The following is a 23,170-nucleotide window of genomic DNA, read 5'->3' as shown; positions in this document are numbered from 1 at the left end:
GTGCGCGTGACAGCGGGCCGCTACTGGCCGACGCGGCTGCTCAAGCAACAGGTCTTCGCCATCAAGAGCGCCTGGTGGTTGCGCACGCATCGCGATGAATACGATGTCCTGCACGTGAATGGCTTCATCACGTGGGCAAGGGCCGACGTGAACACCGCGCACTTCGTCCATGGCGGCTGGACGCGTAGCCCGTATTATCCGTTTCGCTTGAGCGGAGGTGTCTGGTCGGCGTATCAGGTGATCTATAGCCGCATGAATGCGTGGCTCGAAGGATGGGCTTATCGACGCTCGCGTGTGATCGCGGCGGTATCGGAGAAAGTGGCCGAGGAGATACGCGCGGGCGGTATAGAACGAAATCGTGTCGAAGTGGTTTATAACGGCGTGGACACGGCCGCGTTCTCGCATGCGAGCAAGAACCGCGCGATGTTCAGTCTCCCCGATGACGCATGCCTGTTGCTCTTCGTCGGCGACTTGCGCACGCCGCGCAAAAACCTTCAAACGGTGCTGCAAGCGCTGGTGGGTCTGCCGCGTAGCGTGCAGCTCGTCGTGGCGGGTTATCTGCCGGGCAGTCCTTATCCGGAGCAGGCGCGCATTCTCGGCATTGCGGACCGCGTGCATTTTCTCGGGCTCGTCAAGGACATGCCGACCTTGATGCATTCCGTCGATGTCTTCGTGTTTCCCTCGCGTTACGAAGCCATGAGTCTTTCGCTGCTCGAAGCGCTTGCAGCGGGTCTTCCCGTGGTGACGGCGCAAACGGCTGGAGGCGCGGAGATCATAGGCGACACGTGCGGCATCGTGCTCGACGATCCCGACGATGAACTGGCACTCGCACGCGCCATCGATACGTTGGCGCATTCGCCCGCACGTCGCGCCGAAATGGGCGAAGCGGCGACGCAACTCGCGACCAATTTCAACTGGGCGCGCATGGCGCGTCGTTATCTTGACCTTTATCGCAGCTTCGCGCAGCGTGAGCGTTCACCCGCCCCGCTTGCTGCAACCTCCGCGCAAACAGGCGTCTGACCGCTCAACCCGAGATTATCCCGAGCTTATCCCGAGACTAACCCGACCTTGGACCCACACATGAGCACGCACACTATCAAGTCCCTGCAAATCGGTATGCATTGGTTCCCCGAGCGCGCGGGCGGACTCGATCGCATGTATTACACGCTGGTCGGTGCGCTGCCTGCGGCGGGCGTCGAAGTGCGCGGCGTGGTCGCGGGCTCGCCTCGCGTGGCTGTCGATACGGGCGGCGCGATTCGCGGCTTCGGTCCCGCCGCGCAGTCGTTGCCGCGACGCCTGATGAATGCACGCAACGCATTGCGCGATACCTTGAAGAGTGAGCGTCCCGATGTCGTCTCCTCGCACTTCGCGCTTTATACGTTTCCTGGTCTCGATGTGACGCGCGGCATCGCGCAGGTATCGCATTTTCAGGGGCCTTGGGCGGATGAGAGTCATGTGGAAGGCGCCGACTCGTTCGGGCAGCGCGCGAAGTTCATGCTGGAGCGGCGCGTGTATGCGCGTTCTTCGCGGCTGATCGTCTTGTCGGAAGCGTTCGGGCAGATTTTGAGCACGCGCTATGGCGTGCCGGAAGAGCGCATTCGCGTGGTGCCGGGCTGCGTGGACGTTGCGCAATTCGACCTGAAGGTGACGCGCACCGAAGCGCGCAGGCGTCTGCAATTGCCAGTGGGAAGACCGATCGTGCTCTCGGTGCGGCGGCTCGTGCGGCGCATGGGACTCGAATCGCTGATCGACGCGATGACGCGCGTGAAAGCGAAGATCCCCGATGTGCTACTGCTGATCGCGGGCAAAGGCCGGCTTGCGGACGAGTTGCAGCAGCGTATCGATGCAGCGGGCTTGCAGGATAACGTGCGCCTGCTCGGCTTCGTGCCCGATGAGCAGCTCGCCGCGCTTTATCGTTCCGCCGATGTGAGTATCGTGCCGACAGTCACGTTGGAAGGTTTCGGCTTGATTACCGTGGAATCCCTGGCTTCGGGAACGCCGGTGCTGGTTACGCCGGTTGGTGGCTTGCCAGAAGCGGTGCGTGGACTATCCGAGGACCTCGTGCTGGCATCGACCGGCGCGGATGCTATCGCCGATGGACTGATCGCCGCGTTCGATGGATCGCTCGATCTCCCGAACGAGGCGGATTGCAGGCGTTACGCGTGGGAACATTTCGATCGCGGCGTGATTGCGCGGCGCGTGGCTGCAGTTTATGAGGAAGCGATTGAAGCGGGACCGGTGCATTGAAAAACGATAAAGCGCTTCCGCGGATAACCGCCGAAGCGCTTTTAATCGACGCTCAAGCGCAAATCAGACCGCTACTCGCGCGCTCATATACTCGTACATCCACTCCAACGTGCGATCGATCGGTGTAGCCGGCACTTGCCCGATCACCCGCCGCAACTTGCGATTGGACCCGACGAGCCGCGCGATCTCATTGCGTCTCAAGAAACGCGGATCGACGAATACATCGATCTTGTAGCCGGCTATGCGCGCAAGCATTTCAAGCACCTCGCCAAGCGAATGACTACGCCCGGAGCAGATGTTGAACGTCTCACCCGCAGGCGCCGCTTCGAGCAATTTCGCATAGGCGGCTACCACGTCCCGTACATCGGAGAAGTCGCGCGACACATTCAGATTGCCGAGCGAGATGCGTGCTTCATGCCGCGCGTAGTGCCCGACGATCTTCGGCAACACATAGTCTTCGCTTTGGCCCACGCCCGTATAGTTGAACGGCCGCACGAAGAAGATCGGCAACCGGTCCATCCATAGCCGCGATGCCTGTTCCATCGCGAGCTTGCTGACCGCATAGTCGTTGGCGGGCTTGATATCGACATCTTCATCGATCACTTCCACCGCCGCGTTGCCATACACATTGGCCGTGCTTGCAAGCAAGACCGCGCGCGGCTTGCGGTCGAGCGTGGCGAGCGCGGCAAGCAGGTTACGCGTGCCGACGATATTCACGAGATAAGTCGTGCTCGGCGTGTTGCCCGTGACATGCGCCGCGCCCGCCAGGTGCACGACGACATCGGGCCGCGCATCGGCGACGAATGACTTGAGGGCGTCAGCGTCGAGCAGATCGACGGGCAGGCCGACGACATTGGGCACATCGGCTTCCGGCGAAGCGGACGTGGTGCCCCAGACGTCGTAGCCTGCGTTCATCAAATGCGCCGCCATGTGGCGGCCCGTGAAGCCGGAGAGCCCGGTTATGAGTGCGCGACGAGGCATGGGCGTTCAGAAGGTAGGCTGCAATTCGTTACGCTTCAGGTCCGCTTCGACCATCATCTGGCAGAGCGCTTCGAGCGTGGTCGAGGGATGCCAGCCCAGCTTTTCGCGTGCCTTGTCCGCGCTGCCAATCAACAAATCCACTTCCGCCGGACGATAGAACTTCGGGTTCACGCGCACCAGCGTGCGTCCCGTCGATATGTCGATACCGCGTTCGCGCTCGCCTTTACCGGCCCATTCAAGTTGATAACCCGCTGCGGCAAATGCCATGCGCACGAAGTCGCGTACCGTCTCCGTGCGATTGGTGGCGAGCACATAAGTATCGGGCTCGCTCGCCTGCAGCATGCGCCACATGCCTTCCACGTATTCGGCGGCAAAGCCCCAGTCGCGCTTTGCGTCGAGATTGCCAAGCTCGAGCAACTCTTCCTTGCCGAGCTTTATTTTTGCAACCGTATCCGTTATCTTGCGCGTGACGAATTCACGGCCACGCAACGGCGATTCGTGATTGAACAAGATGCCGCTGCATCCGAAGATGTTGTACGACTCGCGATAATTGATCGTCGTCCAATGAGCGAACAGCTTGGCCACACCATATGGGCTACGCGGATAAAAGGGCGTCTCCTCCGATTGCGGAATCGCCTGCACCTTGCCGAACATCTCCGATGTCGATGCCTGGTAATAGCGGATCGTCGGATCGATCACGCGCACGGCTTCGAGCAGATTGAGTGCGCCTAAGCCCGTGACGCCCGCGGTCGTCGAAGGCTGATCGAAGGAGACGCCCACGAAGCTTTGCGCCGCGAGGTTATAGAGCTCGCTTGCTTCGGCGGATTCGAGCAGACGCAGGTTCGAACCAAGATCGGTCAGATCGTGCTCAACCAGCTTGAGCTTCGGATGCCGGTCTATACCGAGTTCCGCGATACGCCAGAAATTCACCGAGCTCGTGCGCCGATACGTACCGACCACTTCGTAACCTTTGTCGAGCAGCAGCTTGGCAAGATACGCGCCGTCCTGCCCCGATACTCCGGTGATGATCGCCTTGTTCTGCGTGGCCATGGTGTTACCTCGTCGGTGATGTCATGAGGCGATTCTAGGCAAAAGAAATCGGAAAAAAACCTTTAGCAATTTTTAATGAGCGCGCCATTCGGCGCTTAGGAAAAGACGTTTCTTAAGCCATGCGAATGCCATTTAGCAGACGAATATTTTTCGTTTTTTTAGCTTTATTTGGCCTCTAACCTGCAAAGCGTCGGACCGCGACTCTTCTCGTTGATGCGACCAGACGACGTCCCGATGCATCGAGCGCACCCGGCGTGCACGCAGTTTTATCGGAGGCCCCGTTGCAGCGTAATTCGTTCTTCACTTCCGTTTGCAGGCTGATCTGTTTGCCGCTCGCGTGCGTGGCGGCTGGCGCATTCGCGACGCCGCCCGTGCTCGATGCAAAGACATCGTGGATAGGCAATACGTCGGGCTTTGGCGACGGCACATGGACGCAGATCAACATCACGGCGATTGCCGTTGCGCCCGATGGCCGCGTGTTCACCAATGCGCCGTGGGACGAAAGCGGCGCGGAAGCGAGCGTGTATCGCGATGGCCGCATGTCGAGTTACGCCGGCGGCACGCATGGATGGGGCGCTTCCGGCGGCAACGCCGTTGCAGTGAATTCGCGCTATGTATTTGTCGCCGTCGGCGTAGGTAACGAACGAGGCCGGCTCGTCAAGCAAGGCGTGTGGCCGCCTGCGGGCAAGCAGTGGTGGGGCGTATCGCGTCGCGATATCAACGACGTCAAGCGTCCCGTGCCTTTCGGTGCGAGTGCATTGGACGAAAAGGACCCGCGCGCCACGCTGGCGCGCAGCTTCCTCACGATCAACGAGTCGAACGACGCACGACAGGACGTAAGCGGTCTTGCTGCAAGCGAAACAAGGCTTTATGTGGCGAACACGGCGCTGAATCGCATCGAAGTCTATGACGCGCAGTCGATGCAAAAAGAAGCGCAATGGAGCGCGCCGCAGCCGGGGAAAATCGCGCTGTCGGCGGATGGTTCCTTATGGGCGATCGTGGAGAGCAATGGCGATCATCCGCGCATCGCGCATTACGCCGCATCGGGCGCGTTATTGGACGATGCGCCGCGCTTGAATGCCGATAGCAGCGCGGTGGATATCGCCATCGACAGAGAAGGGCGTCTGCTTGTAGCCGATAACGGGCCGCGTCAGCAAGTGTTGTTCTTTTTGCGCAAGGCGAATGCTTATCTCGAAGCTGGCGCGTTGGGCGAGCGCGGCGGCATCTTCTCCGGCGTTGCGGGAACGTCGGGCCCGCGTCGCTTCAATGGCCTGACAGGCGTGGGTGTCGATGCCGCTGGCAACGTCTACGTGTCGACGAACGGAATAGGGCCACGCACGGGTTCGACGGGCGCCGGTCTTGGCGCGACGCTGGAAAGCTATGCCGCCAATGGCGCGTTGCGTTGGCAGACGCAAGGGCTTCTTTTCGTCGATGGCGCGTGGATCGATCCGGGCCGCCCCAATAGCGTCTTTACCGGCAACAAGCGTTTCGAGCTGGACCTGTCGAAGCCTGCGGGACAGGACTGGAAATACGCGGGCTTTCTGTCGGGCCGCTTCAAGTATCCCGACGATCCGGTGTTTCACGTCGATCAATGGCCGGGCATGCCTATCGCAAGAAAACTCGATGGCCGCACGTTCCTGTTTCTGACCGACATGTATGCGGATCACATGAAGATCTATCGCTTCGATGCGAAGCATGACGGCGAGCTGGCGATTCCATCGGGCTTTATCGCGGGAAGACCACGCCCCGTGCAGAACGTGCCGAACCGCCCCGAAGGCGGCGAGTGGATTTGGCGCGATAGCAATGGCAACGGCCGCTTCGACGAAAGCGAATTCAAGCGCAATCCGGGCACTGCGCGCATGACGGGCGGCTGGGGCTGGTGGGTCGATATCAAAGGCGACATCTGGCGCACGAGCGACGTGAAGGGCATTTATCGCGTGCGCTATGGCGGCCTCGACAAGCAAGGCAATCCTGTCTACGACTACGAAAACATCGAGACGTACCCCGTTCCCGCGCCGTTCACCGAATTGCGCCGCGCGATCTACGACGCGGCAAGCGACACGCTCTATGTCACCGGTTATACAGCGGACGCGCCTTACGACAAGCGCTATTGGAAAGAGGTCGGCAAGCGCCTCGTGCGCTACGACCACTGGTCCGACGGCCCGCATCAACGCTATGCAATCGACTTGCCGTGGGATACGCAGAAGAAGCCGCTATCGACCGTGATTGGTGTGACCGTCGAAGGGCAATACGTGTTCGCGGTCGAGCCTGTTGGCGACGTGCACGTGTTCGACAAGGACTCCGGCAAAGAGGTAGGCGTAATCAAGCCGGGGGCGGAAGTCGGTCATGCGTCGGGCTGGGTGGACGTACCCAATGGCGTGAGCGCCTATAAGCGCGGCGATGGCGAGTACCTGGTGTTCGTCGAGGAAGACGCACGAGGCAAGGTGATGATGTACCGCTGGAAACCCGGCACATGAAGTCGCGAGGAACCGATGGAAAAGAGCATGGTCAGGAACGTCGGCATCAACTTCGTCGGGTTGATCCTGCCGACATTCGTATCGCTTGCAACGGTGCCTGCCTATATCCACCTCGTAGGCGTGGAGCGTTATGGCGTGATCAGTCTCGTATGGACGCTGATCGGCTACTTCGGGATTCTCGATCTCGGCATGAGCATGGCCGCGCAACATCAGATAGCGAAAGCGCATTCGGCCGGGGATATGGCACAGCGCGCGCAGGTCTTCTCGAGCGCGGTGTGGCTCAACTTCGCGACGGGCGTGGCAGGCGGCCTCGCCATCTACTTCGGCGCGTTTCTCTATACGGCGTATGTGGCGCACTCCGCACCGGCCTTGCAGCATGAGGTTTATCGCGCGTTGCCGTGGCTCGCGCTCGCCATTCCCATTGCCAATGTGTCGTGGGTTTTTGCTGGCGCGATCAACGCGATGGAACGCTTCGGCATCTATAACGCCAATCAGACCTTCGGCACTTTCCTGTTCCAGTTGCTGCCGCTCGGTGCTGCGTGGTTCATCGCGGCCAATCTGCAAACGGTGCTGGCTGCCGCGGTCGTCGCGAGATTGCTTGCGGCCATTCTGCTTGGAAGAGCGAGTCTGAAGCTGCTGGCGATACGCCGCATCGATTGGCCGAAGCGTGCCGTTACGGGCGGACTCTTCCGCTTCGGCGGCTGGATGCTGGTCTCAACGATGACCTCCATGCTCACCGATTCGCTCGATCGCGTTCTGCTCGGCGCGCATCTCGGCGCGCGTTTCGTCACGTATTACACGGTGCCGCAGAACCTCGTCACGCGTCTCAACATGCTGCCCAACGCGATGGTGCGCACGCTGTTTCCGCGCCTTTCATCGATCGATCGCAGCGACGCCGGCAAGATGGCCGCGACATCGCTCGAATTCCTCAATGGCGTATTTACGCCGCTCGCGATCTTCGCGATGCTCGTGCTCGAACCGTTCCTGCATGTGTGGATCGGCGCTGACCTCGCCATCGCAAGCGCGCCGGTAGGCCGCATTCTCGTGATCGGTGTATGGCTCGTCGGTCAGGCGAGCGTCACGCGCATCCTCATTCAGTCGCAGATCAACCCCGCTTCGGCTGCACGTGCAGGACTCTTCCAGTTGCCGTTCTTCGTGGCGCTTCTATGGTTCGGCATCCAACGATACGGGCCCGTTGGCGCCGCAAGCGTGGTTGCCCTGCGAGCGCTTGCGGACTACGCGGTGCTCTTGTGGCTGACCCGTGTGCGCGCAACCCCGATTGCGCTCGACATGCTTGCCCATCTCGCGTTTCTGCTCGCGGGGCTGGTGCTTGGCTATCTGATCGATGCCATGGCGCATCCGCTCTATGCAATATCCGCTGCCGCCTTGCTCGCACTCGTCGATGCGGGATGGTCCGTGGTGACGCGGCCGGCCTTGCGTGCGCTTTTGCTTGCAGTGTTACGCAAGGCCGGCGCGCGTTTCGGAAGACGCAATCATTTACCGTTGAAGGCGAGGAGTGACGCATGAAAACAAATATCGAAGACGCGTTCATGGGGAGCGCGAAAGCGCGTCATTTCCTGCACGAGCCGGCGCCAGCCATGACGCCGGTGCCGCGTCGCGAGCGCAGTATCGCGCGTGCGAACGGTGTACCGCGTATCGCTATCGTGCATGACTGGCTCGTGACCTACGCTGGCGCGGAGCGTGTGCTGGAACAGATGATCGCGTGCTTTCCGGACGCGGATATTTTTAGCGTCGTCGACTTCCTCGAAGACAGAGGGTTCTTGCGCGGCAAGCAGGCGAAGACCTCGTTCATCCAGAAGTTGCCCTTCGCGAAGAAGCGCTATCGCGCATATTTGCCGCTCATGCCGCTCGCGATAGAACAGCTTGACGTGTCCGGCTACGACCTCATTCTGTCGAGCAGCCATGCGGTAGCGAAGGGTGTGTTGACAGGACCCGATCAGGTGCACGTCAGTTACGTGCATTCGCCCATACGCTACGCATGGGACCTGCAACATCAGTATCTCAAGCAGTCGAATCTCACTGCGGGCATGAAGTCGCTGATCGCACGCATGGCGCTGCATTACATGCGTAGCTGGGACATACGTACCTCGAATTCGGTGAATCATTTCATCGCTAATTCGGCTTTCATTGCGCGGCGAATCCACAAGGTTTATCGGCGTTCGTCGCAAGTGATCTTTCCTCCTGTCGATGTCGCCGCGTTCAACGTGTGCGAGGAAAAGGACGATTTTTATTTAACGGCGTCGCGCATGGTGCCGTACAAGAAGATCGATCTGATCGTCGAGGCGTTCGCGCAGATGCCTGAGCGCAAGCTCGTCGTGATCGGCGAGGGCCCGGACATGGCGAAGATCCGTGCGAAGGCTACGCCCAACGTGCGCATCATGGGGTATCAGCCGTTCTCCGTGCTGCACGAAAAGATGCGCCGCGCGAAAGCGTTCGTCTTCGCGGCGGAAGAAGACTTCGGCATCTCGGTGGTCGAAGCGCAAGCGTGCGGCACGCCAGTGATTGCCTATGGCAAGGGCGGCGCATTGGAAACCGTGCGCGATGCGTCGGAGGCCGAGCCCACGGGCATGTTCTTTCAGGAGCAGTCGGCGGACGCCATCGTGGATGCTGTCGAGGCCTTCGAAGACGGGACGGTGACGTTCAAGCCAGCCGACTGTCGCAAGAACGCAGAGCGCTTTTCCAACGCGCGTTTCAGGGAGCAGTTCCATGCGCATGTCGCACGCGTGGCGCCGCGCTTCGTTCTTCCTCCGCTGCCGGCCGAGCCCGAGGTTCAGGTCGAAGAAAAGAGCGATTTGCGCGTGCTTGCCGTGGATCAAAGCGGCTCGCTTGGCGGCGCGGAACTCTCCATGCTCGAAGTGGTGAAGAACATGCGCGGCGACGTGCAGACGGTTCTTTTCGACGATGGTCCGTTTCGCATTGCGCTGGAAGCGGTCGGCATCAAGGTAGACGTGCTCGACGGCAAAGCGCTCGGCAATGTTCGCAAGGACGGCATGACGCGTCCCGGCGCGGGCGTGGTGGGCGGCGTCGTCAAGCTCCTGCGCGGCACGCTCGAAAAGTCGCGCAATGCCGATGTCATCTACGTCAACACGCAGCGCGCGATGGTGATCGGCGCCATCGCCGGCCTGATCTCGCGGCGCCCCGTGGTGTGGCATCTGCGCGATATCGTGAGCGAGGACCACTTCGGGCGCACGCAGCTTTCCATCATCAAGTGGTGCACCAAGCTCATGCTCGAACATGTCATCGCCAATTCGACGGCATCGGCGGCCGCGGTCACGGCGCTCACGCGTTTGCGCGAGGAGCGGCTCGATGTCGTGTTCAACGGCATATCGGCGGAGCCTTTCACTAGCATCGAAACGGTGGCGCAGCATGAGTTACGAGCACGGTTCGGCTTGCCGCAAGATGCGTTTCTCGTCGGATGCTTTAGCCGTCTTGCACGCTGGAAGGGTCAGCATGTACTGCTCGAAGCGTTGCGCGAATGCACGGAGATGCATGCCGTTCTGGTTGGCGCGGCGCTTTTTGGAGAACACGAGTACGAGGCCGAGCTGCGTGCTTTCGTACTCGAACACGGGCTTGCGGACCGCGTGCATTTTCTCGGCTTTCAGGATGACATTGCCGCGTGCATGAAAGCGGTCGATGTGGTCACGCATACGTCGATCATGCCGGAGCCGTTTGGCCGCGTGATCATCGAAGGCATGTTGTCGAAACGGCCCGTTGTTGCGACGCGTGCGGGCGGCGTGACGGATATCGTCGACGATGGCGAGAACGGCCTGCTCTGCGCTCCCGGCGATGCCGCCGAACTGGCGCGCATACTGGATCGCCTCAAGGACGACTCACCGCTTCGTGACCGTCTGACCGAAAGCGGCTTCGTACACGCAACGAAAAGATTCGGGACCGAGCGATATGTCGAGAGCGTCGAGAGAATCCTCGGAGACGTGGCGGCGAAGGCGAAGAAGCGCGAGCGTAGCTGAGGTACTCGAACTTCGATTAAGCCGCCTTTCGAGGCGGCTTTTTTTAATGGCGCTTTATCAACGCGCAATGCGAACGCGTGTCTTCGCAGGTTTCAATCTTGCGGCCCAGGCCATGGCGGGTCGCTCGACAAGCGCATAGAACGCTGCGGCAATGACAACGGCAATGGCGGTAAATGCGAACGAGGCCCAGATGCCCGTTTGCAAGACCGAATGAAAAAGCACGGACCCAAGCAGCACGAGAATGGGCAGATGCACGACGTAAAGCGAGAAGCTGAACTCGCCGAGCACGGAAAACACGCGCACTGGGCCGCCTTCACGCATGGGCCGATCTAGCGCGCCAAACAAATAAACGGCAAACGCCAGCGCCCAAAGCTGAAACGCCAGATATTGCGCAAGCCCGAAGGCAGCGCATCCGCATAGCGCGATGCCAACCGCCACGACTGCCGAGCGCCTCGGTGCGCGCACGTTGCGCGCTTTCGCTTCGGCGATCCACGCCCCGAGCATCCATGAAAGCCAGTAGGACGTGAAGATCACGATCTGCAGGCGCTCGAAGACGAGCGCCGACACGATGTTGACGACAGCGACAAGGCCGACGACCGCCGGCATTCCGATTCGCCTCCGCAATGCAATCACGAGCGGATATACGAGGTAGAACTGCACCTCGACGGAGAGCGTCCATAAGGCGCCATTGGAGCCGAACGTCTTGCCCGCGATTCCCTGCAAGGAAAAGAGATTGATGAGGAAAGCATGAAGATCGAAGGGATTGATCTTGCGGCTGACCGGATCAAAGCCGACGCTAAGCGAATCCAGCACGAACGTCAGTACCAGCGCGGCAATCAGAACCGGATAGATCCGCACGAACCGCCGTAGCAGAAAATTCAAGCCGTCGAACGGCGCGCGCGGGTCGGCATTCAGGCGCCGCGCCATCGCGCGATGAATGCAATAGCCGCTGATGATGAAGAAAATCGGCACACCGGCCGATCCCCAGGCGACAGGGAACGTGAGGTAACTGACGACTGTGTTGAGGTCGAACGCGGGCGAAGCGCGATGAAACTGCTGCATGCCGACCCACGTAACCTGCCTGCAATGAAAGTACGCGACCAGCAACGCGGCGACACCACGCCATGCGTTGATCGCGACGTCTCTATCGTCGGCGATAGCGTTCGAATTGCGCGCGGAAGTGCGCAGCGCCATGCCGCTTTCGTCGAAGGCCGGGGAGTCGCTCATCGCTAAACCTTAAGGAGCCGAAGGGATCGGCCCATGTTAGAGCAGCAAGAAATTCATGCCTAAGCAAAAAATTCGGCGCATTTCTTAAGAAAACAGGCAGCGTAACGGCTTAAAGCGGGCGAATTATTTATCGATTTTTTTCTGCTACGGTGAGCCCTCATCTACAGGCGAATGGGTGTCGATCATGGATATGCATGCAGTCGCCGGCATAGCCGTGCTGCTGGTACTCGTGGCGGCGTCCGCGTACCGCGACGCGTTGCGCAACGACCCTCTCGATCCCTTCCGCAAGAAGGGCTCCAACAATGCGCAGGCATCGCAGATGGAGGAAGCGGAGTAACGCGCGCAACGCCAGAAGCCTGCCGCAAGTGCGGGCGAATTCACAAGAAAAACAGCGCGGGGACAACGTCAATTTTCCGGTTTCGATCTGGAGGAGCAGTCATGCTTAAAGTGACCAAGGCCGTATTTCCAGTTGCAGGTCTCGGCACACGTTTTTTGCCAGCCACCAAGGCGAGTCCGAAGGAAATGCTGCCAGTGGTCGATAAGCCGCTCATTCAATACGCGGTGGAAGAAGCCATTGCTGCGGGCATGACGGAGATGATCTTCGTCACGGGTCGGGGCAAGCGCGCAATCGAGGATCACTTCGACAAATCATATGAGCTCGAAGCGGAACTGGAAGCGCGCAACAAGGCGGTTCTGCTCGATGCGGTACGCAGCATCAAGCCCGCGAACGTGGATTGTTTCTACGTGCGCCAGCCGGCCGCGCTGGGCTTGGGTCATGCGGTGCTATGCGCGGAACGGCTCGTCGGCGGTGAACCATTCGCCGTCATTCTGGCCGACGACCTGCTGCACGGCGCCGAGCCTGTCATGAAGCAACTCGTCGATGTATTCGACCACTATCACAGCTCGGTGATCGGTGTGGAACGCATCGCGCGCGAGGAAAGCGCGTCGTATGGCGTGATCGAAGGCCGCGAATGGGAAGAGGACGTCATCAAGTTGTCGGGTGTCGTCGAGAAGCCGCAGCCCGCGCTTGCGCCTTCCAATCTCGGCGTGGTCGGGCGTTACGTGCTGATGCCGAGCATCTTCGATCATCTGCGCAAGACGAAGCCCAACGCGGGCGGCGAGATTCAGCTAACCGATGCCATCGGCTCCTTGCTCGCGGTCGAACAGGTGCTGGCGTATCGCTACTACGGCACGCGTTTCGACTGCGGCAGCAAGCTCGGGTATCTCAAGGCGACGGTACAACTGGCCTTGCAACATCCTGAAGTGCGCGGAGACTTTGAGGCGTATCTGCGTGCGGCGGTATGGGCGCTCATGCCGCAAACAAAGGACGAACCGATGACGCATGCGGAATCGCTACAGGATTCGCTGTGATTGGAAATAGTTCGAATGACGAATCATGATCATCGTAAGGCAAACGTAGTCCTGTAAAGAAGCGTCATATCCAAGGAAGGCAGGTCAACGCTAAAAAGCAGAGGGCGTTAAGGGCGATCCGATCCACGAATCGGTAACTCATGGAGTAGATCGCCCATGCAGGTCCGCGCATTTCATGCGCGCCGGCTATTGGCCTGGATCGTGTCCATCGGCGCTTGCGTGTTGCTGTGCGGATGGACTTCACATCGGCCAGTCAAGCCAGCACGCAAGCATCATGCTTTACACAAGGCCGTGTCGCACACGAAGCATGTGCACGCCAAGAAGGCATATGCCTTCCAGATCGGCATGGCCAGCTATTACGCCGACGCCTTCCAAGGCCGCCCCACCGCGAGCGGCGAGGCTTACGACATGAACGCGCTCACGGCCGCGCATCTCACGCTGCCGCTCGGCACTTACGTGCGCGTCAGCAATGCCGCGAAGACGCGGTCGGTCGTCGTGCGCATCAACGACCGCGGCCCCTACCAGAAGGGCCGCGTGATCGATCTTTCGTTTGCGGCGGCGGTATTGCTCGGCCTGCAACACGCGGGCACGGCGCAAGTGGTGATCGAGCGTGTATCGGCGCATGATGCCGTCGCCATTCCCTTGCATCATCGCGCAAAGAGGCGAAGGCACAAGCGGCACCGTTGAGCCGGATACAATGCGCTCTCGCCTGCTTGAGCGCTCTCTGATCCCACTCATGAATCAATCGACCCGGGCAGTCCTCCTCGGCCCGCTTCTCAAGAGCGTTTCGCGCTCGTTCTATCTGACGCTGCGGATTCTTCCGGCGGGCATGCGCGACCCCGTCGCGCTGGCGTATCTGCTTGCGCGCGCCGCCGATACCATCGCGGATACGTCGCTCATCGCGCCGCAACTTCGTCTGGAATTGCTGCTGTCGTTGCGCGCGCAAGTCAACGGCGCACCGGACGATGGCGCGCTGGCCCGCATAGCCGGCGAAGTAGCGGGCCAGCAAGCGCAAGCGGATGAACGCGCGCTGCTCGAATCGCTCGGCGGAGCGCTTGCCATCCTGCCGCAATTGAGCAAGGCCGACCGCGATGCCGTGCGCGATATCGTGACCACGCTCACAACGGGCATGGAGTTCGACCTGCGCACGTTCCCCGATGAAACCTCTGGCGAGATCGCGGCGCTCGGTGAATTCGACGAACTGGACCGCTACACCTATCTCGTCGCGGGCTGCGTGGGCGAGTTCTGGACGAAGATGACCTACGCGCATATGCCGGGCACGCTCGAGGCCGCGCCGGATGTCATGCTCGCGCGCGGCGTGCGCTTCGGCAAGGCGCTGCAGATGACCAACGTGCTGCGCGATTGCGCGCGCGATCTGCGTATCGGGCGTTGCTATCTGCCTTCGTCGATGCTGGCGCGTCATGGCATCGCGCCACGAGAACTGCTCGCGCCCGATGCATCCGATAAAGCGCGTCCCGTACAAGGCGAGCTGTTGCAAACCACCATCGCGCTCTATGGCGACGCGCTGGCCTACACGATGGCGATTCCATCGAGCGCCATTCGGCTGCGGCTCGCGTGCCTGTGGCCGATCATGATCGGGCTGGAAACGCTGGTGTTGCTGGCGCGTAACGACGCATGGCTCGCCCCGGAGCGCATTACCAAGGTGCGCCGCAACGATGTCTATCGCATCATGGCGGCGTCGATGCCGCTGGTTGCATCGAATAGGCTTCTGAAGGCGTGGGCCGAACGCAGGATCAGCGCCATCCAAGCCGCACTCAACGGCGCAACTCGGCCATGATGCGTTCGGCCAGGAAGTCGCAAGGCGGCCGTTTGGATGCCGCGCTGCGCGCCAGCACCACTTCGAGCGCGGCGATTTCCGGCAGCCCTTGCGCCTGACCGAGTAGCGTGAAATGCGCGGGGACAGCGCACTTGGCAAGCGGCGTGACGGCAAGACCGGCTTCGGCCATCGTCAGGAGACCGAGCAGACTCGGGCTCTCGTACGACGTGCGATAGCCGATACGCGCGCGTTCCAGGCTGCGTATGGCGTTCTCGCGCGCCACGCTGCCCGGCAGGAACACGGCAATGGGCAAGGGACGTTCGCGCCAGATTTCCGTGGCGCCGGGCGCGGCGGCCCAGACCATCGGCTCATGACGCAGGAATTCGCCGCTCAGACCTTTCACGCGCGTGGCGCAGACGAGATCGACCGAGCCGTCTTTCAGCTTCGGCGCAAGCGCCACGCTCGGCAAGCCGACCACCTGAATCTCGACTTTGGGAAAGGTCGCCGAAAACTTCTTGAGGATGGGCGGAAACAGCGACGACGCGTAGTCGTCCGGTACGCCGATCACCACGCGCCCCGTCACGTCCGGCCGCACGACGGCGGCCCATGCTTCATCGCGCAAGGCGAGCATGCGGCGCGCGTAGGTCAGTAACACTTCGCCGTCTTGCGTGGGCGTCACGCTGCGCGGTTTGCGCACGAACAGCGCCTTGCCAAGCGCGGTTTCGAGCGTCTTGATCTGCATGCTGACGGCCGATTGCGAGCGATGCACGAGTTCCGCCGCGCGGCTGATGTTGCCCGTGTCCGCGACGGCGACGATCATGGCAAGGACATCGAGGTCGAGTGCTTTCATGCCTGTGTATGACGACTTGGTATCAGAAAATCTGAACGATGTTATCAATATTATGCGATTTTCTTTTAAATTGGCGGACGGCATAGTGCGGGAAAGGAGCGAATCAATGAACGCCCGTACCGATCCCGCCGTACTGTCCGCCTTGCAAGCCTTGCCGGAAGCGTCTTTCGCAACGACCGCGTCCGGCATTTCCGTGCCTTACGTGGATTGCGGAGAAGGCGAGCCGCTCCTGTTCTTGCATGGTTCGCTCTGCGATTACCGCTACTGGAGCGCGCAGATTCTGCCGCTTGCCAGGCAGTTTCGTTGCATCGCGCCGAGTCTCAGCCACTACTGGCCCGCCGTCGATGCCTTCGTGCAGGGCGAATTCACTTGGGAAGCGCATGTCGCGGAGATGGCGGAATTTATCGAGGCGCTCGACATTGCACCCGTGCATCTGGTCGGGCATTCGCGCGGCGGGTGCGTCGCGTTTCATCTCGCAAGGGAACATCCGCGTCTCGTGAAGACGCTCACGCTCGCGGACCCGGGCGGACCGCTCCAGGTCTCGCCGCAGCCTGCGGCCGCCAGCTTGCCGCCCGCGACCAACGCGTTGCGCACGCGCGTGGCGGAACTCATCGAGATGGGCGAAATCGAGCCGGGGCTGGAACTGTTCGTCGACTCGGTCAGCATGCCGGGCTTCTGGCAAAAGAGCACGCCGGCTTTTCGACGGATGGCGATAGACAACGCGCTTACGGTGCCGAAGCAACTTCGCGATCCCTTGCCCGCTTATACCCGCGACGCCGCGCGCGATATCAAGTGCCGCACTTTGCTGATAGACGGACAAAAGAGCCCGCGCATGTTCCGCAATAACGTCGACAAGCTGGCGGAATGGATTGAATTCACGGATCGGCAAACTATTGCCGGGGCATCGCACGGAATGAACGTGGCAAGCCCGGCCGCATTCAATCGCGCTATACAGGCGTTTGCCGGTGCCTGGTAATTTCCTTAGCGATTCTTGAGCAAGAACGCTCGTTCGCTCGAAAGTCACGCTTAAGAATATCTTTGGCTATTGCTAAGGAAGTAATGGAAGGCAAGCTTTTATCGTCCGACTTTTTGTCTGCTTGTTGTGGCGGGACAACGCAAACGCGCGGGTCTCGGGCTAACATCATTGCCACCTCATCGCCAAGAAGAGGCCAATGTGAGTACGGGCCAAGACGATCTCGAAGTATGGAAGCGCCAGCGCACCCAGCAATTGGCGTTCGAACTGGCCGATAGCGGTCAGTACGAGAATTTCGCCGATATCGCTTATGCGCTGCAATTCGAGCGCGGTCTCGCGACGGCGCAAGCACTCATCGAAAATCCGGAAATGCGTCGCTTGCTCAACGTGCATTGCGCAAATGCGCGTGAAGCGCTCTTGAACGTCAAAGCGCCAGCGCCTGAAAAATTACAGGCGCAATCTCAGCCGGTTTTAGAAGCGCCCGAATTACCCACCCTCGAAATCATGGCGGCGCAAGGCGCGCCATCGTTCCTGCGCCGCGCTGCATTCATGCTCGGGCGAAGCGCACGCGCGGTCGAACCCCTGAACGCCGGGGACTTCAACTCCGCTGCGCCTTGAGCAGATCGAGCCGCAAAAGCCCTGCCGCGTCGCCCTTTCTCTCCTCGATTTGAGTGTGTGGCAGGGGAAATGGCGGATATGCACAGTCAAGTCGCGCCTCAAAACCATTACACTTACCGTAGTGGAACCAGAAGCCCGGGCCGTGCTCGCGCGCGTTCCGGTGTTTGAACTTTGAGGAGGGAAATGTTCGTGGCTAACGAAAAGATGCTGTCGCAAATGGCGGAGAAGCAAGGTTTTATCGCCGCCTTGGATCAAAGCGGCGGTTCGACGCCGGGCGCGCTCAAGCAGTACGGCATTGCAGAAGACGCCTACAACGGCGACGCCGAGATGTTCAAGCTGATGCATGAAATGCGCGTGCGCATCATCACCGCGCCGTCATTCACGGGAGAAAAGGTCATTGGCGCCATTCTCTTCGAAGCCACCATGGACGGTCAGGCAAATGGCAAGTCCGTGCCTGCGTTCCTGTGGGAAGACCGTGGCGTGGTGCCGTTCCTCAAGGTCGACAAGGGCCTCGAAGCAGAAGCCGACGGCGTTCAGGTCATGAAGCCGAACCCCGGCCTCGACGCGCTGCTGGAACGCGCCGTGAAGCTCGGCATCTTCGGCACGAAGATGCGTTCGGTCATCAAGGACGCGAACGAAAAGGGCATCGCCGCAGTCGTGAAGCAGCAATTCGAAGTGGGCAATCAGATCATCGGACACGGTCTCGTGCCCATTCTCGAACCCGAAGTGTCCATCAAGAGCACGGACAAGAAGGGTGCGGAAAAGATTCTGCGCGACGAATTGCTGAAAGGTCTCGACGCGCTGCCGGAATCCAGTCAGGTGATGATCAAGCTGACCATCCCCGATGAAGTGGACTTCTACGCGCCGCTGATCGAGCATCCGCGTGTCGTGCGCGTGGTGGCGCTTTCGGGCGGCTATACGCGCACCGACGCATGCCAGCGTCTGGCGAAGAACCACGGCATGATCGCGAGCTTCTCGCGCGCGCTCATCAACGAACTGAAGAAGTCGATGAGCGACGAAGAGTTCAACGCTACGCTCGGCGAGTCCATCGACGAGATCTACGAAGCATCGGTCGACAAGGTTTGATGCTTCAGTGGCGATGAGGCGTGGTGTCTGCCCTCATCGCCACGATCATGAATCGGCGCGTGTCGTCGATGGCGGCGTTTGCACGATAGGCGCGGCAGCCCGGAACAACTCTTCGCGGCAGCCGCTCCTCGGCGGATAGATCCGCTCCCCGTTGATCGTGCGCTTGGTCGCCTTGGCGGCCTCGCCTTCCGACACCAGCTTGCGTTCCCATCCCTCCGTATAGACCGCGCCCCACGGGCCCAGGTCGCAGACCGTCGTGTACCAGTCGATCTGCAACGGCAGCATCTCTTCTCCGTATAAATCGCAGACGGCGTTATTGCCGGCGTAGCGGCCCATCGGCCGGCCATGCTGACACGACATGACCGAAGGCCGTTTACCGTCGATCAGCACGCGTGCGCAATCGCCCGCCGCAAATACGCCGGGAACGCCCGTGACGCGGAGATAGGCATCGACGGGCACGCGGCCCATGGAATCGAGTCCGACGGGAAGCTGGCTCGCTAATGCGTTGGCGCGCATGCCGCCGCACCAGACCACGGTGCATGCCTGGATGTAATCGGCATTGACGCCGTCCGAAAGCGAAGCGCCGTGTCCGTCGAGTTCTTCCAGCGATACGCCTGGCCTAAGCTCGACATCGAGCGAGGTCATGGCCTGAACGACGACGCTTTGCGCGCCGCCCATCGATTGCGCGATTTTCGGCGACCGATCCGCGAGCACCACGCGCACCTTGTCGCGATCCGCTTCGCCCACGATCTCACGCAGGCGGCCGGGCAATTCCGCCGCGAGTTCGATTCCCGTGAGGCCTGCGCCGATCACGACAGCCGTATAGCGTCCGGGCGAGTCGGGCAATGCGGGCAGGGTGGACAGATGCGCCTGGAGCTTGCAGGCGCCCGCGTAGGTATCGACGTCGAACGAGTGGCGATCCAGCCCGGGAATTTCCGGGCGTACCAGTTCGCTGCCTACCGCGAGGATGAGCCGGTCGTATTCCAGCGAACCTTCTCCGTCTTCCCGCGTGAACATGACGCGCCGATTCGCGCTATCGACCGTGTGCGCGGTCGCCTGGACGAAGCGCACGCCGGTCGGACCGAACACGCCGTCGAGCGGCACGAGCGTGGGATCGAGCGGTTGCTCGTAGTTGCGCACGCGCACGCTGTGATAAGGCTGCGGATTGAGGACGACCACTTCGGCCTCATCCGCTGGTTGCTGCAATTCATCGAGTTTGCGCGCGGCGGCGAGCGCGCTCCATAGTCCGGCAAAACCCGCCCCAACGACCACGATTCGCTTCAAGGCATTGCCTCCTTTGCAAACCGAACGTTCGATCCATTTGGCATGATGTGTCGTGGACAACGTCCTGCTTACTTTATAGGCGATGCGCTAAGCAATTTCCCGTCGATGCTAAAGAACTGGAGTTTTCAGGCCTGGATTAGTCGCGATTTCACCAAAACTGATTTCGTGGATTAAGTATTTACCCTTAGCGAAGCACTCACTAAACTCTCTTCAACGGTCGCACACGAGCAAATGCCAAGTGAGCGACAGCCCCAAAAACCTAAGCTGGAGGGTATCAATCATGAACAAGCTCATTGGAATCGCAGCAGTTGCCATCGCTTTCGCCGCACCGGTTGCTTCTTTCGCACAATCGAACCAACCGCTTACGCGCGCTGAAGTTCGCGAACAGATCGTTCAGTTGGAAAAGGCCGGTTATAACCCCGGCTTCGTGAGCGACTCGCACTATCCGTCGGACATTCAAGCTGCTGAAGTGCGCGTTGCGGGTCAAGGCAACTCGTTTGGCGGTGCGACTGAAGGCTCGGCGCAAGCCGGCTCGCGTGCGGTGCAAGCCGACGTGTTCCCGACGTTTGCGCACCACTAAGCAACAGGTAGTCTCGCTATAAAGAAAGCGCTCGCAATTGCGGGCGCTTTTTCTTTGGCTAAGGCAAGCGCTAAAGAAAACGCTAAAGCGGAAAGCCGCCCGCAAAGGTCTCGCGCAAATAGCCGATGAAAAGCGCGACCGCACGCGGCACATGAGGCGCATAAGGACGCACGACATAAAGCTGATCGGCGAATGTGCCCACGCAGCGCCAGTCCGGCAGCAACACCACAAGCTTTCCCGCCTGCACCGCGGCTTGCGCGCTGAAGTCGGGCAACAGCGCGATACCCAGATCGTCGAGCGCGGCATCGCGCAGCACTTCGCTATTGTTCGCGGAGAATGGCCCGTTGACCGCAAGCGTATGAGGCCCGGCCGCCGTCTTGCGCGCGCCCTTACGCACGAACGACCACACGCCCGATGTCTGCGCGCGCGGATAAAACAGGCAGTCGTGCACCGCGAGATCGGCGGGCGTCGCGGGCATGCCGCGCCGTTTGAGATATGCATGTGTCGCCACGATCACCGAATGGGTATCGCACAACTTCCACGCGACATGCGTTTCCGGCGCTTGCGCGCTGTGCCGGATGGCGAGATCGAAGCCCTCCGTCGCAATGGAACTCAACCTGTCCGATGCTTCCAGTTGCACCCGCACTTCCGGATGCGCATGCAGAAAGCCCGCTAAACGCGGCACCAATTGCTGACGCGCGAACGCCATTGGCGCGGTGACGCGGATCAAGCCGCGCGCCACGCCCGCCATTTCCCTCACGCTCGAAAAGCTCGCGGCGATATGCTCGTACTGCGTGCGTGTATCGTCGACGAGGCGCCGTCCTGCCTCCGTGAAGCGCACGCTGCGCGTGGTGCGCGTGACGAGCGGCACGCCTGCCGCGCGCTCCAGTTCGGCGATACGCTGACTCATTGCGGCTTTGCTCACGTTGAGCCGCGCCGCCGCCGCCGTGTAGCTGCCCTGCTCGGCGAGCACCGTGAGCCAATGCAGATGCGTCCAGAGCCCTTCGACTTTTTGTGCGTCCATGCGCGGGGATTGTTTGCTTTTATGAACAATGAGTTCAATCATAACGCGTTCGCGGCGCACGATTCCGTCCTACACTCTTGGCATTGACACTTCTGGACAGGAGACGAAATGCAAGCGTATAACGACACCGCCGACGTGGTTCACTTCATTCATGGCGAACGCGTGAATGGCTCGGGCGCCCGCTCGCAGCCCATTTTCAATCCCGCGACGGGCGAGCGTCCGCGCAAGCTCGTGCTCGGCGAAGTCGCCGATGTCGATGCCGCCGTCGAGAGCGCGAAAGCCGCGTTCCCCGCATGGCGCGATACGCCGCCCATTCGGCGCGCGCGCGTCATGCTGAAGTTCCTCGAACTCATGAACCTGCGTCGCGATGAGCTCGCGGCGATCATCACCGCCGAGCACGGCAAGGTCTTTACCGACGCGCAGGGCGAAGTGTCACGCGGTATCGACGTGATCGAATTCGCTTGCGGCATTCCGCAATTGCTGAAGGGCGATTACACCGAACAAGTCTCCACCGGCATGGATAACTGGACGACGCGTCAGCCGCTCGGCGTCGTCGCGGGCATCACGCCGTTCAACTTCCCTTGCATGGTGCCGTGCTGGATGTTCCCCGTGGCCATTGCAAGCGGCAACGCGTTCATCCTGAAGCCGAGCGAGCGCGATCCGTCCGCGTCGCTTTTCATGGCTAATCTGCTGAAGGAAGCGGGTCTGCCGGACGGCATTTTCAACGTGGTGCAAGGCGACAAGGTCGTGGTCGATGCATTGCTCGAACATCCCGATGTGCGCGCGATCAGCTTCGTCGGTTCGACGCCCATCGCCAACTATATCTACGAGACCGGCGCGAAGCACGGCAAGCGTGTGCAGGCGCTCGGCGGCGCAAAAAATCACATGGTCGTGATGCCGGACGCCGATCTCGATCAGGCTATCGATGCGCTCATCGGCGCGGGCTACGGTTCGGCGGGCGAGCGCTGCATGGCGGTATCGGTCGCGGTGCTGGTGGGCGACGTGGCGGACAAGATCGTGCCGCGCCTCGCCGAACGCGCGCAGCAGCTCGTCATCAAGAACGGCATGGAGCTGGATGCCGAAATGGGGCCGATCGTCACGCGCGCCGCGCTGGAACGTATCGAAGGTTACATCGCGCTGGGCGTGGATGAAGGCGCGAAACTCGTCGTCGATGGACGCGGCCACAAGGTTCCCGGTCACGAAGACGGCTTCTTCACGGGCGGCACGCTGTTCGACCATGTGACGCCGAACATGCGCATCTACAAGGAAGAAATCTTCGGGCCGGTGCTTTCATGCGTGCGCGTGAAGGACTTCGGCGAAGCCGTGGAACTCGTCAATGCGCACGAGTTCGGCAACGGCGTCGCCTGCTACACGCGCGACGGTCACGTTGCGCGCGAGTTCGGCCGACGCATCGAAGTGGGCATGGTCGGCATCAACGTACCCATTCCCGTTCCGATGGCATGGCATGGCTTCGGCGGCTGGAAGCGCAGTCTCTTCGGCGACATGCACGCTTATGGCGAAGAAGGCGTGCGCTTCTATACGAAGCAAAAGTCCATCATGCAACGCTGGCCGGAAAGCACGGAAAAGGGCGCGGAATTCGTGATGCCGACCGCGAAGTAAGGCATACGCAGCACAG

Annotated in this window: 20 protein-coding genes; 14 read left to right on the top strand and 6 right to left on the bottom strand. The window is 60.8% G+C overall.

The genetic code is table 11. From position 1 onward, the window contains the following. Together P9250_RS10150 and P9250_RS10145 are read left to right on the top strand one after the other, a co-directional pair. Positions 1-1,020 (top strand): glycosyltransferase family 4 protein (locus P9250_RS10150; protein ID WP_310392721.1); only part of this gene is annotated, 1,020 nt, incomplete at its 5' end. A gap of 60 nt (positions 1,021-1,080) precedes the next feature. Further along, positions 1,081-2,247 carry a glycosyltransferase family 4 protein gene (locus P9250_RS10145; RefSeq protein ID WP_310392719.1) on the top strand — a complete coding sequence of 389 codons (1,167 nt, stop codon included), beginning with the start codon at positions 1,081-1,083 and terminating at the stop codon, positions 2,245-2,247. Between the two features lie 63 nt (positions 2,248-2,310). Here the strand turns inward: P9250_RS10145 and P9250_RS10140 are convergent, their stop codons facing one another. Next, the gene (locus tag P9250_RS10140) at positions 2,311-3,228 is read right to left on the bottom strand and encodes a GDP-mannose 4,6-dehydratase (protein WP_250468644.1); all 918 of its coding nucleotides are present in this window, start codon (positions 3,226-3,228) and stop codon (positions 2,311-2,313) included. A 6-nt stretch (positions 3,229-3,234) separates the two neighbouring features. After that, a complete protein-coding gene (gene gmd / locus P9250_RS10135; RefSeq protein WP_310392717.1) occupies positions 3,235-4,278 on the bottom strand; it encodes a GDP-mannose 4,6-dehydratase in 1,044 nt (347 codons plus the stop codon). Between the two features lie 281 nt (positions 4,279-4,559). On the opposite strand from gmd, the gene P9250_RS10130 reads away from it, so the two are divergent. Genes P9250_RS10130 through P9250_RS10120 form a run of 3 tightly spaced genes read left to right on the top strand, consistent with a single transcriptional unit; the run spans position 4,560 to position 10,744 of the window. Next, the gene (locus P9250_RS10130; protein ID WP_409014856.1) at positions 4,560-6,755 is read left to right on the top strand and encodes a hypothetical protein; all 2,196 of its coding nucleotides are present in this window, start codon (positions 4,560-4,562) and stop codon (positions 6,753-6,755) included. A gap of 15 nt (positions 6,756-6,770) precedes the next feature. Beyond that, positions 6,771-8,282: an oligosaccharide flippase family protein gene (locus tag P9250_RS10125; RefSeq protein ID WP_309848186.1), complete on the top strand. Its 1,512-nt coding sequence runs from the start codon at positions 6,771-6,773 to the stop codon at positions 8,280-8,282. Between the two features lie 23 nt (positions 8,283-8,305). Continuing rightward, positions 8,306-10,744 carry a glycosyltransferase family 4 protein gene (locus P9250_RS10120; protein WP_409014866.1) on the top strand — a complete coding sequence of 813 codons (2,439 nt, stop codon included), beginning with the start codon at positions 8,306-8,308 and terminating at the stop codon, positions 10,742-10,744. Positions 10,745-10,801: 57 nt separating this feature from the next. Here the strand turns inward: P9250_RS10120 and P9250_RS10115 are convergent, their stop codons facing one another. Beyond that, positions 10,802-11,938, bottom strand: coding sequence for an acyltransferase (locus tag P9250_RS10115; RefSeq protein ID WP_310392792.1), 1,137 nt, complete (start codon positions 11,936-11,938; stop codon positions 10,802-10,804). Between the two features lie 217 nt (positions 11,939-12,155). Here P9250_RS10115 and P9250_RS10110 point away from each other — a divergent pair, with 217 nt between their 5' ends. From P9250_RS10110 to P9250_RS10095, 4 genes are all read left to right on the top strand, one after another. Further along, positions 12,156-12,308, top strand: coding sequence for a hypothetical protein (locus P9250_RS10110; protein ID WP_244829986.1), 153 nt, complete (start codon positions 12,156-12,158; stop codon positions 12,306-12,308). Between the two features lie 101 nt (positions 12,309-12,409). Further along, positions 12,410-13,342: a UTP--glucose-1-phosphate uridylyltransferase GalU gene (gene galU / locus P9250_RS10105; RefSeq protein ID WP_244829987.1), complete on the top strand. Its 933-nt coding sequence runs from the start codon at positions 12,410-12,412 to the stop codon at positions 13,340-13,342. A 156-nt stretch (positions 13,343-13,498) separates the two neighbouring features. Further along, entirely contained in the window at positions 13,499-14,029 is a 531-nt protein-coding gene (locus tag P9250_RS10100; protein WP_250494210.1) for a septal ring lytic transglycosylase RlpA family protein, read from the top strand. A 49-nt stretch (positions 14,030-14,078) separates the two neighbouring features. Continuing rightward, positions 14,079-15,140, top strand: coding sequence for a phytoene/squalene synthase family protein (locus tag P9250_RS10095; RefSeq protein WP_310392711.1), 1,062 nt, complete (start codon positions 14,079-14,081; stop codon positions 15,138-15,140). Here P9250_RS10095 and P9250_RS10090 read toward each other — a convergent pair. Further along, the gene (locus P9250_RS10090) at positions 15,118-15,969 is read right to left on the bottom strand and encodes a LysR substrate-binding domain-containing protein (RefSeq protein WP_310392709.1); all 852 of its coding nucleotides are present in this window, start codon (positions 15,967-15,969) and stop codon (positions 15,118-15,120) included. The genes P9250_RS10095 and P9250_RS10090 overlap by 23 nt on opposite strands. A 106-nt stretch (positions 15,970-16,075) precedes the next feature. Between P9250_RS10090 and P9250_RS10085 the strand changes: the two genes are divergently transcribed. The 3 genes from P9250_RS10085 to P9250_RS10075 all read left to right on the top strand — a co-directional run bounded on the left by P9250_RS10085 (position 16,076) and on the right by P9250_RS10075 (position 18,646). Continuing rightward, complete coding sequence (locus P9250_RS10085) at positions 16,076-16,945, top strand: alpha/beta hydrolase (protein WP_310392706.1); 870 nt, start codon at positions 16,076-16,078, stop codon at positions 16,943-16,945. A gap of 198 nt (positions 16,946-17,143) precedes the next feature. Continuing rightward, on the top strand, positions 17,144-17,560 hold the full coding sequence (locus tag P9250_RS10080) for a hypothetical protein (RefSeq protein WP_310392702.1): 417 nt from the start codon (positions 17,144-17,146) through the stop codon (positions 17,558-17,560). A gap of 189 nt (positions 17,561-17,749) precedes the next feature. Continuing rightward, positions 17,750-18,646, top strand: coding sequence for a fructose bisphosphate aldolase (locus tag P9250_RS10075; RefSeq protein ID WP_244829993.1), 897 nt, complete (start codon positions 17,750-17,752; stop codon positions 18,644-18,646). 45 nt (positions 18,647-18,691) lie between these two features. Here P9250_RS10075 and P9250_RS10070 read toward each other — a convergent pair whose 3' ends face one another. Continuing rightward, entirely contained in the window at positions 18,692-19,930 is a 1,239-nt protein-coding gene (locus tag P9250_RS10070; RefSeq protein ID WP_250494205.1) for an NAD(P)/FAD-dependent oxidoreductase, read from the bottom strand. A gap of 280 nt (positions 19,931-20,210) precedes the next feature. Here P9250_RS10070 and P9250_RS10065 point away from each other — a divergent pair, with 280 nt between their 5' ends. Continuing rightward, the gene (locus P9250_RS10065) at positions 20,211-20,510 is read left to right on the top strand and encodes a DUF4148 domain-containing protein (protein ID WP_310392789.1); all 300 of its coding nucleotides are present in this window, start codon (positions 20,211-20,213) and stop codon (positions 20,508-20,510) included. An 82-nt stretch (positions 20,511-20,592) separates the two neighbouring features. Here the strand turns inward: P9250_RS10065 and P9250_RS10060 are convergent, their stop codons facing one another. Next, positions 20,593-21,534: a LysR family transcriptional regulator gene (locus P9250_RS10060; protein ID WP_244829996.1), complete on the bottom strand. Its 942-nt coding sequence runs from the start codon at positions 21,532-21,534 to the stop codon at positions 20,593-20,595. A 108-nt stretch (positions 21,535-21,642) separates the two neighbouring features. Between P9250_RS10060 and P9250_RS10055 the strand changes: the two genes are divergently transcribed. After that, positions 21,643-23,154 (top strand): CoA-acylating methylmalonate-semialdehyde dehydrogenase, encoded by a 1,512-nt coding sequence (locus P9250_RS10055; protein WP_250468613.1) that lies wholly within the window; start codon positions 21,643-21,645, stop codon positions 23,152-23,154. Positions 23,155-23,170: the final 16 nt, after the last annotated feature.

It is taken from the genome of Caballeronia sp. LP006, assembly GCF_031450995.1.
Taxonomy (GTDB): domain Bacteria; phylum Pseudomonadota; class Gammaproteobacteria; order Burkholderiales; family Burkholderiaceae; genus Caballeronia.
Note: the sequence above shows the minus strand (reverse complement) of the source record. Positions and strands in the feature narration are given on the sequence as shown.

Bases quoted from the DNA above. Each gene is read 5' to 3' on its own strand.
- P9250_RS10145 (WP_310392719.1), top strand. From the start codon at position 1,081: ATGAGCACGCACACTATCAAGTCCCTGCAAATCGGTATGCATTGGTTC.
- P9250_RS10140 (WP_250468644.1), bottom strand. From the start codon at position 3,228: ATGCCTCGTCGCGCACTCATAACCGGGCTCTCCGGCTTCACGGGCCGC.
- gmd (WP_310392717.1), bottom strand. From the start codon at position 4,278: ATGGCCACGCAGAACAAGGCGATCATCACCGGAGTATCGGGGCAGGAC.
- P9250_RS10125 (WP_309848186.1), top strand. From the start codon at position 6,771: ATGGAAAAGAGCATGGTCAGGAACGTCGGCATCAACTTCGTCGGGTTG.
- P9250_RS10120 (WP_409014866.1), top strand. From the start codon at position 8,306: ATGGGGAGCGCGAAAGCGCGTCATTTCCTGCACGAGCCGGCGCCAGCC.
- P9250_RS10115 (WP_310392792.1), bottom strand. From the start codon at position 11,938: ATGGCGCTGCGCACTTCCGCGCGCAATTCGAACGCTATCGCCGACGAT.
- P9250_RS10110 (WP_244829986.1), top strand. From the start codon at position 12,156: ATGGATATGCATGCAGTCGCCGGCATAGCCGTGCTGCTGGTACTCGTG.
- galU (WP_244829987.1), top strand. From the start codon at position 12,410: ATGCTTAAAGTGACCAAGGCCGTATTTCCAGTTGCAGGTCTCGGCACA.
- P9250_RS10100 (WP_250494210.1), top strand. From the start codon at position 13,499: ATGCAGGTCCGCGCATTTCATGCGCGCCGGCTATTGGCCTGGATCGTG.
- P9250_RS10095 (WP_310392711.1), top strand. From the start codon at position 14,079: ATGAATCAATCGACCCGGGCAGTCCTCCTCGGCCCGCTTCTCAAGAGC.
- P9250_RS10090 (WP_310392709.1), bottom strand. From the start codon at position 15,969: ATGAAAGCACTCGACCTCGATGTCCTTGCCATGATCGTCGCCGTCGCG.
- P9250_RS10085 (WP_310392706.1), top strand. From the start codon at position 16,076: ATGAACGCCCGTACCGATCCCGCCGTACTGTCCGCCTTGCAAGCCTTG.
- P9250_RS10065 (WP_310392789.1), top strand. From the start codon at position 20,211: ATGAACAAGCTCATTGGAATCGCAGCAGTTGCCATCGCTTTCGCCGCA.
- P9250_RS10060 (WP_244829996.1), bottom strand. From the start codon at position 21,534: ATGGACGCACAAAAAGTCGAAGGGCTCTGGACGCATCTGCATTGGCTC.
- P9250_RS10055 (WP_250468613.1), top strand. From the start codon at position 21,643: ATGCAAGCGTATAACGACACCGCCGACGTGGTTCACTTCATTCATGGC.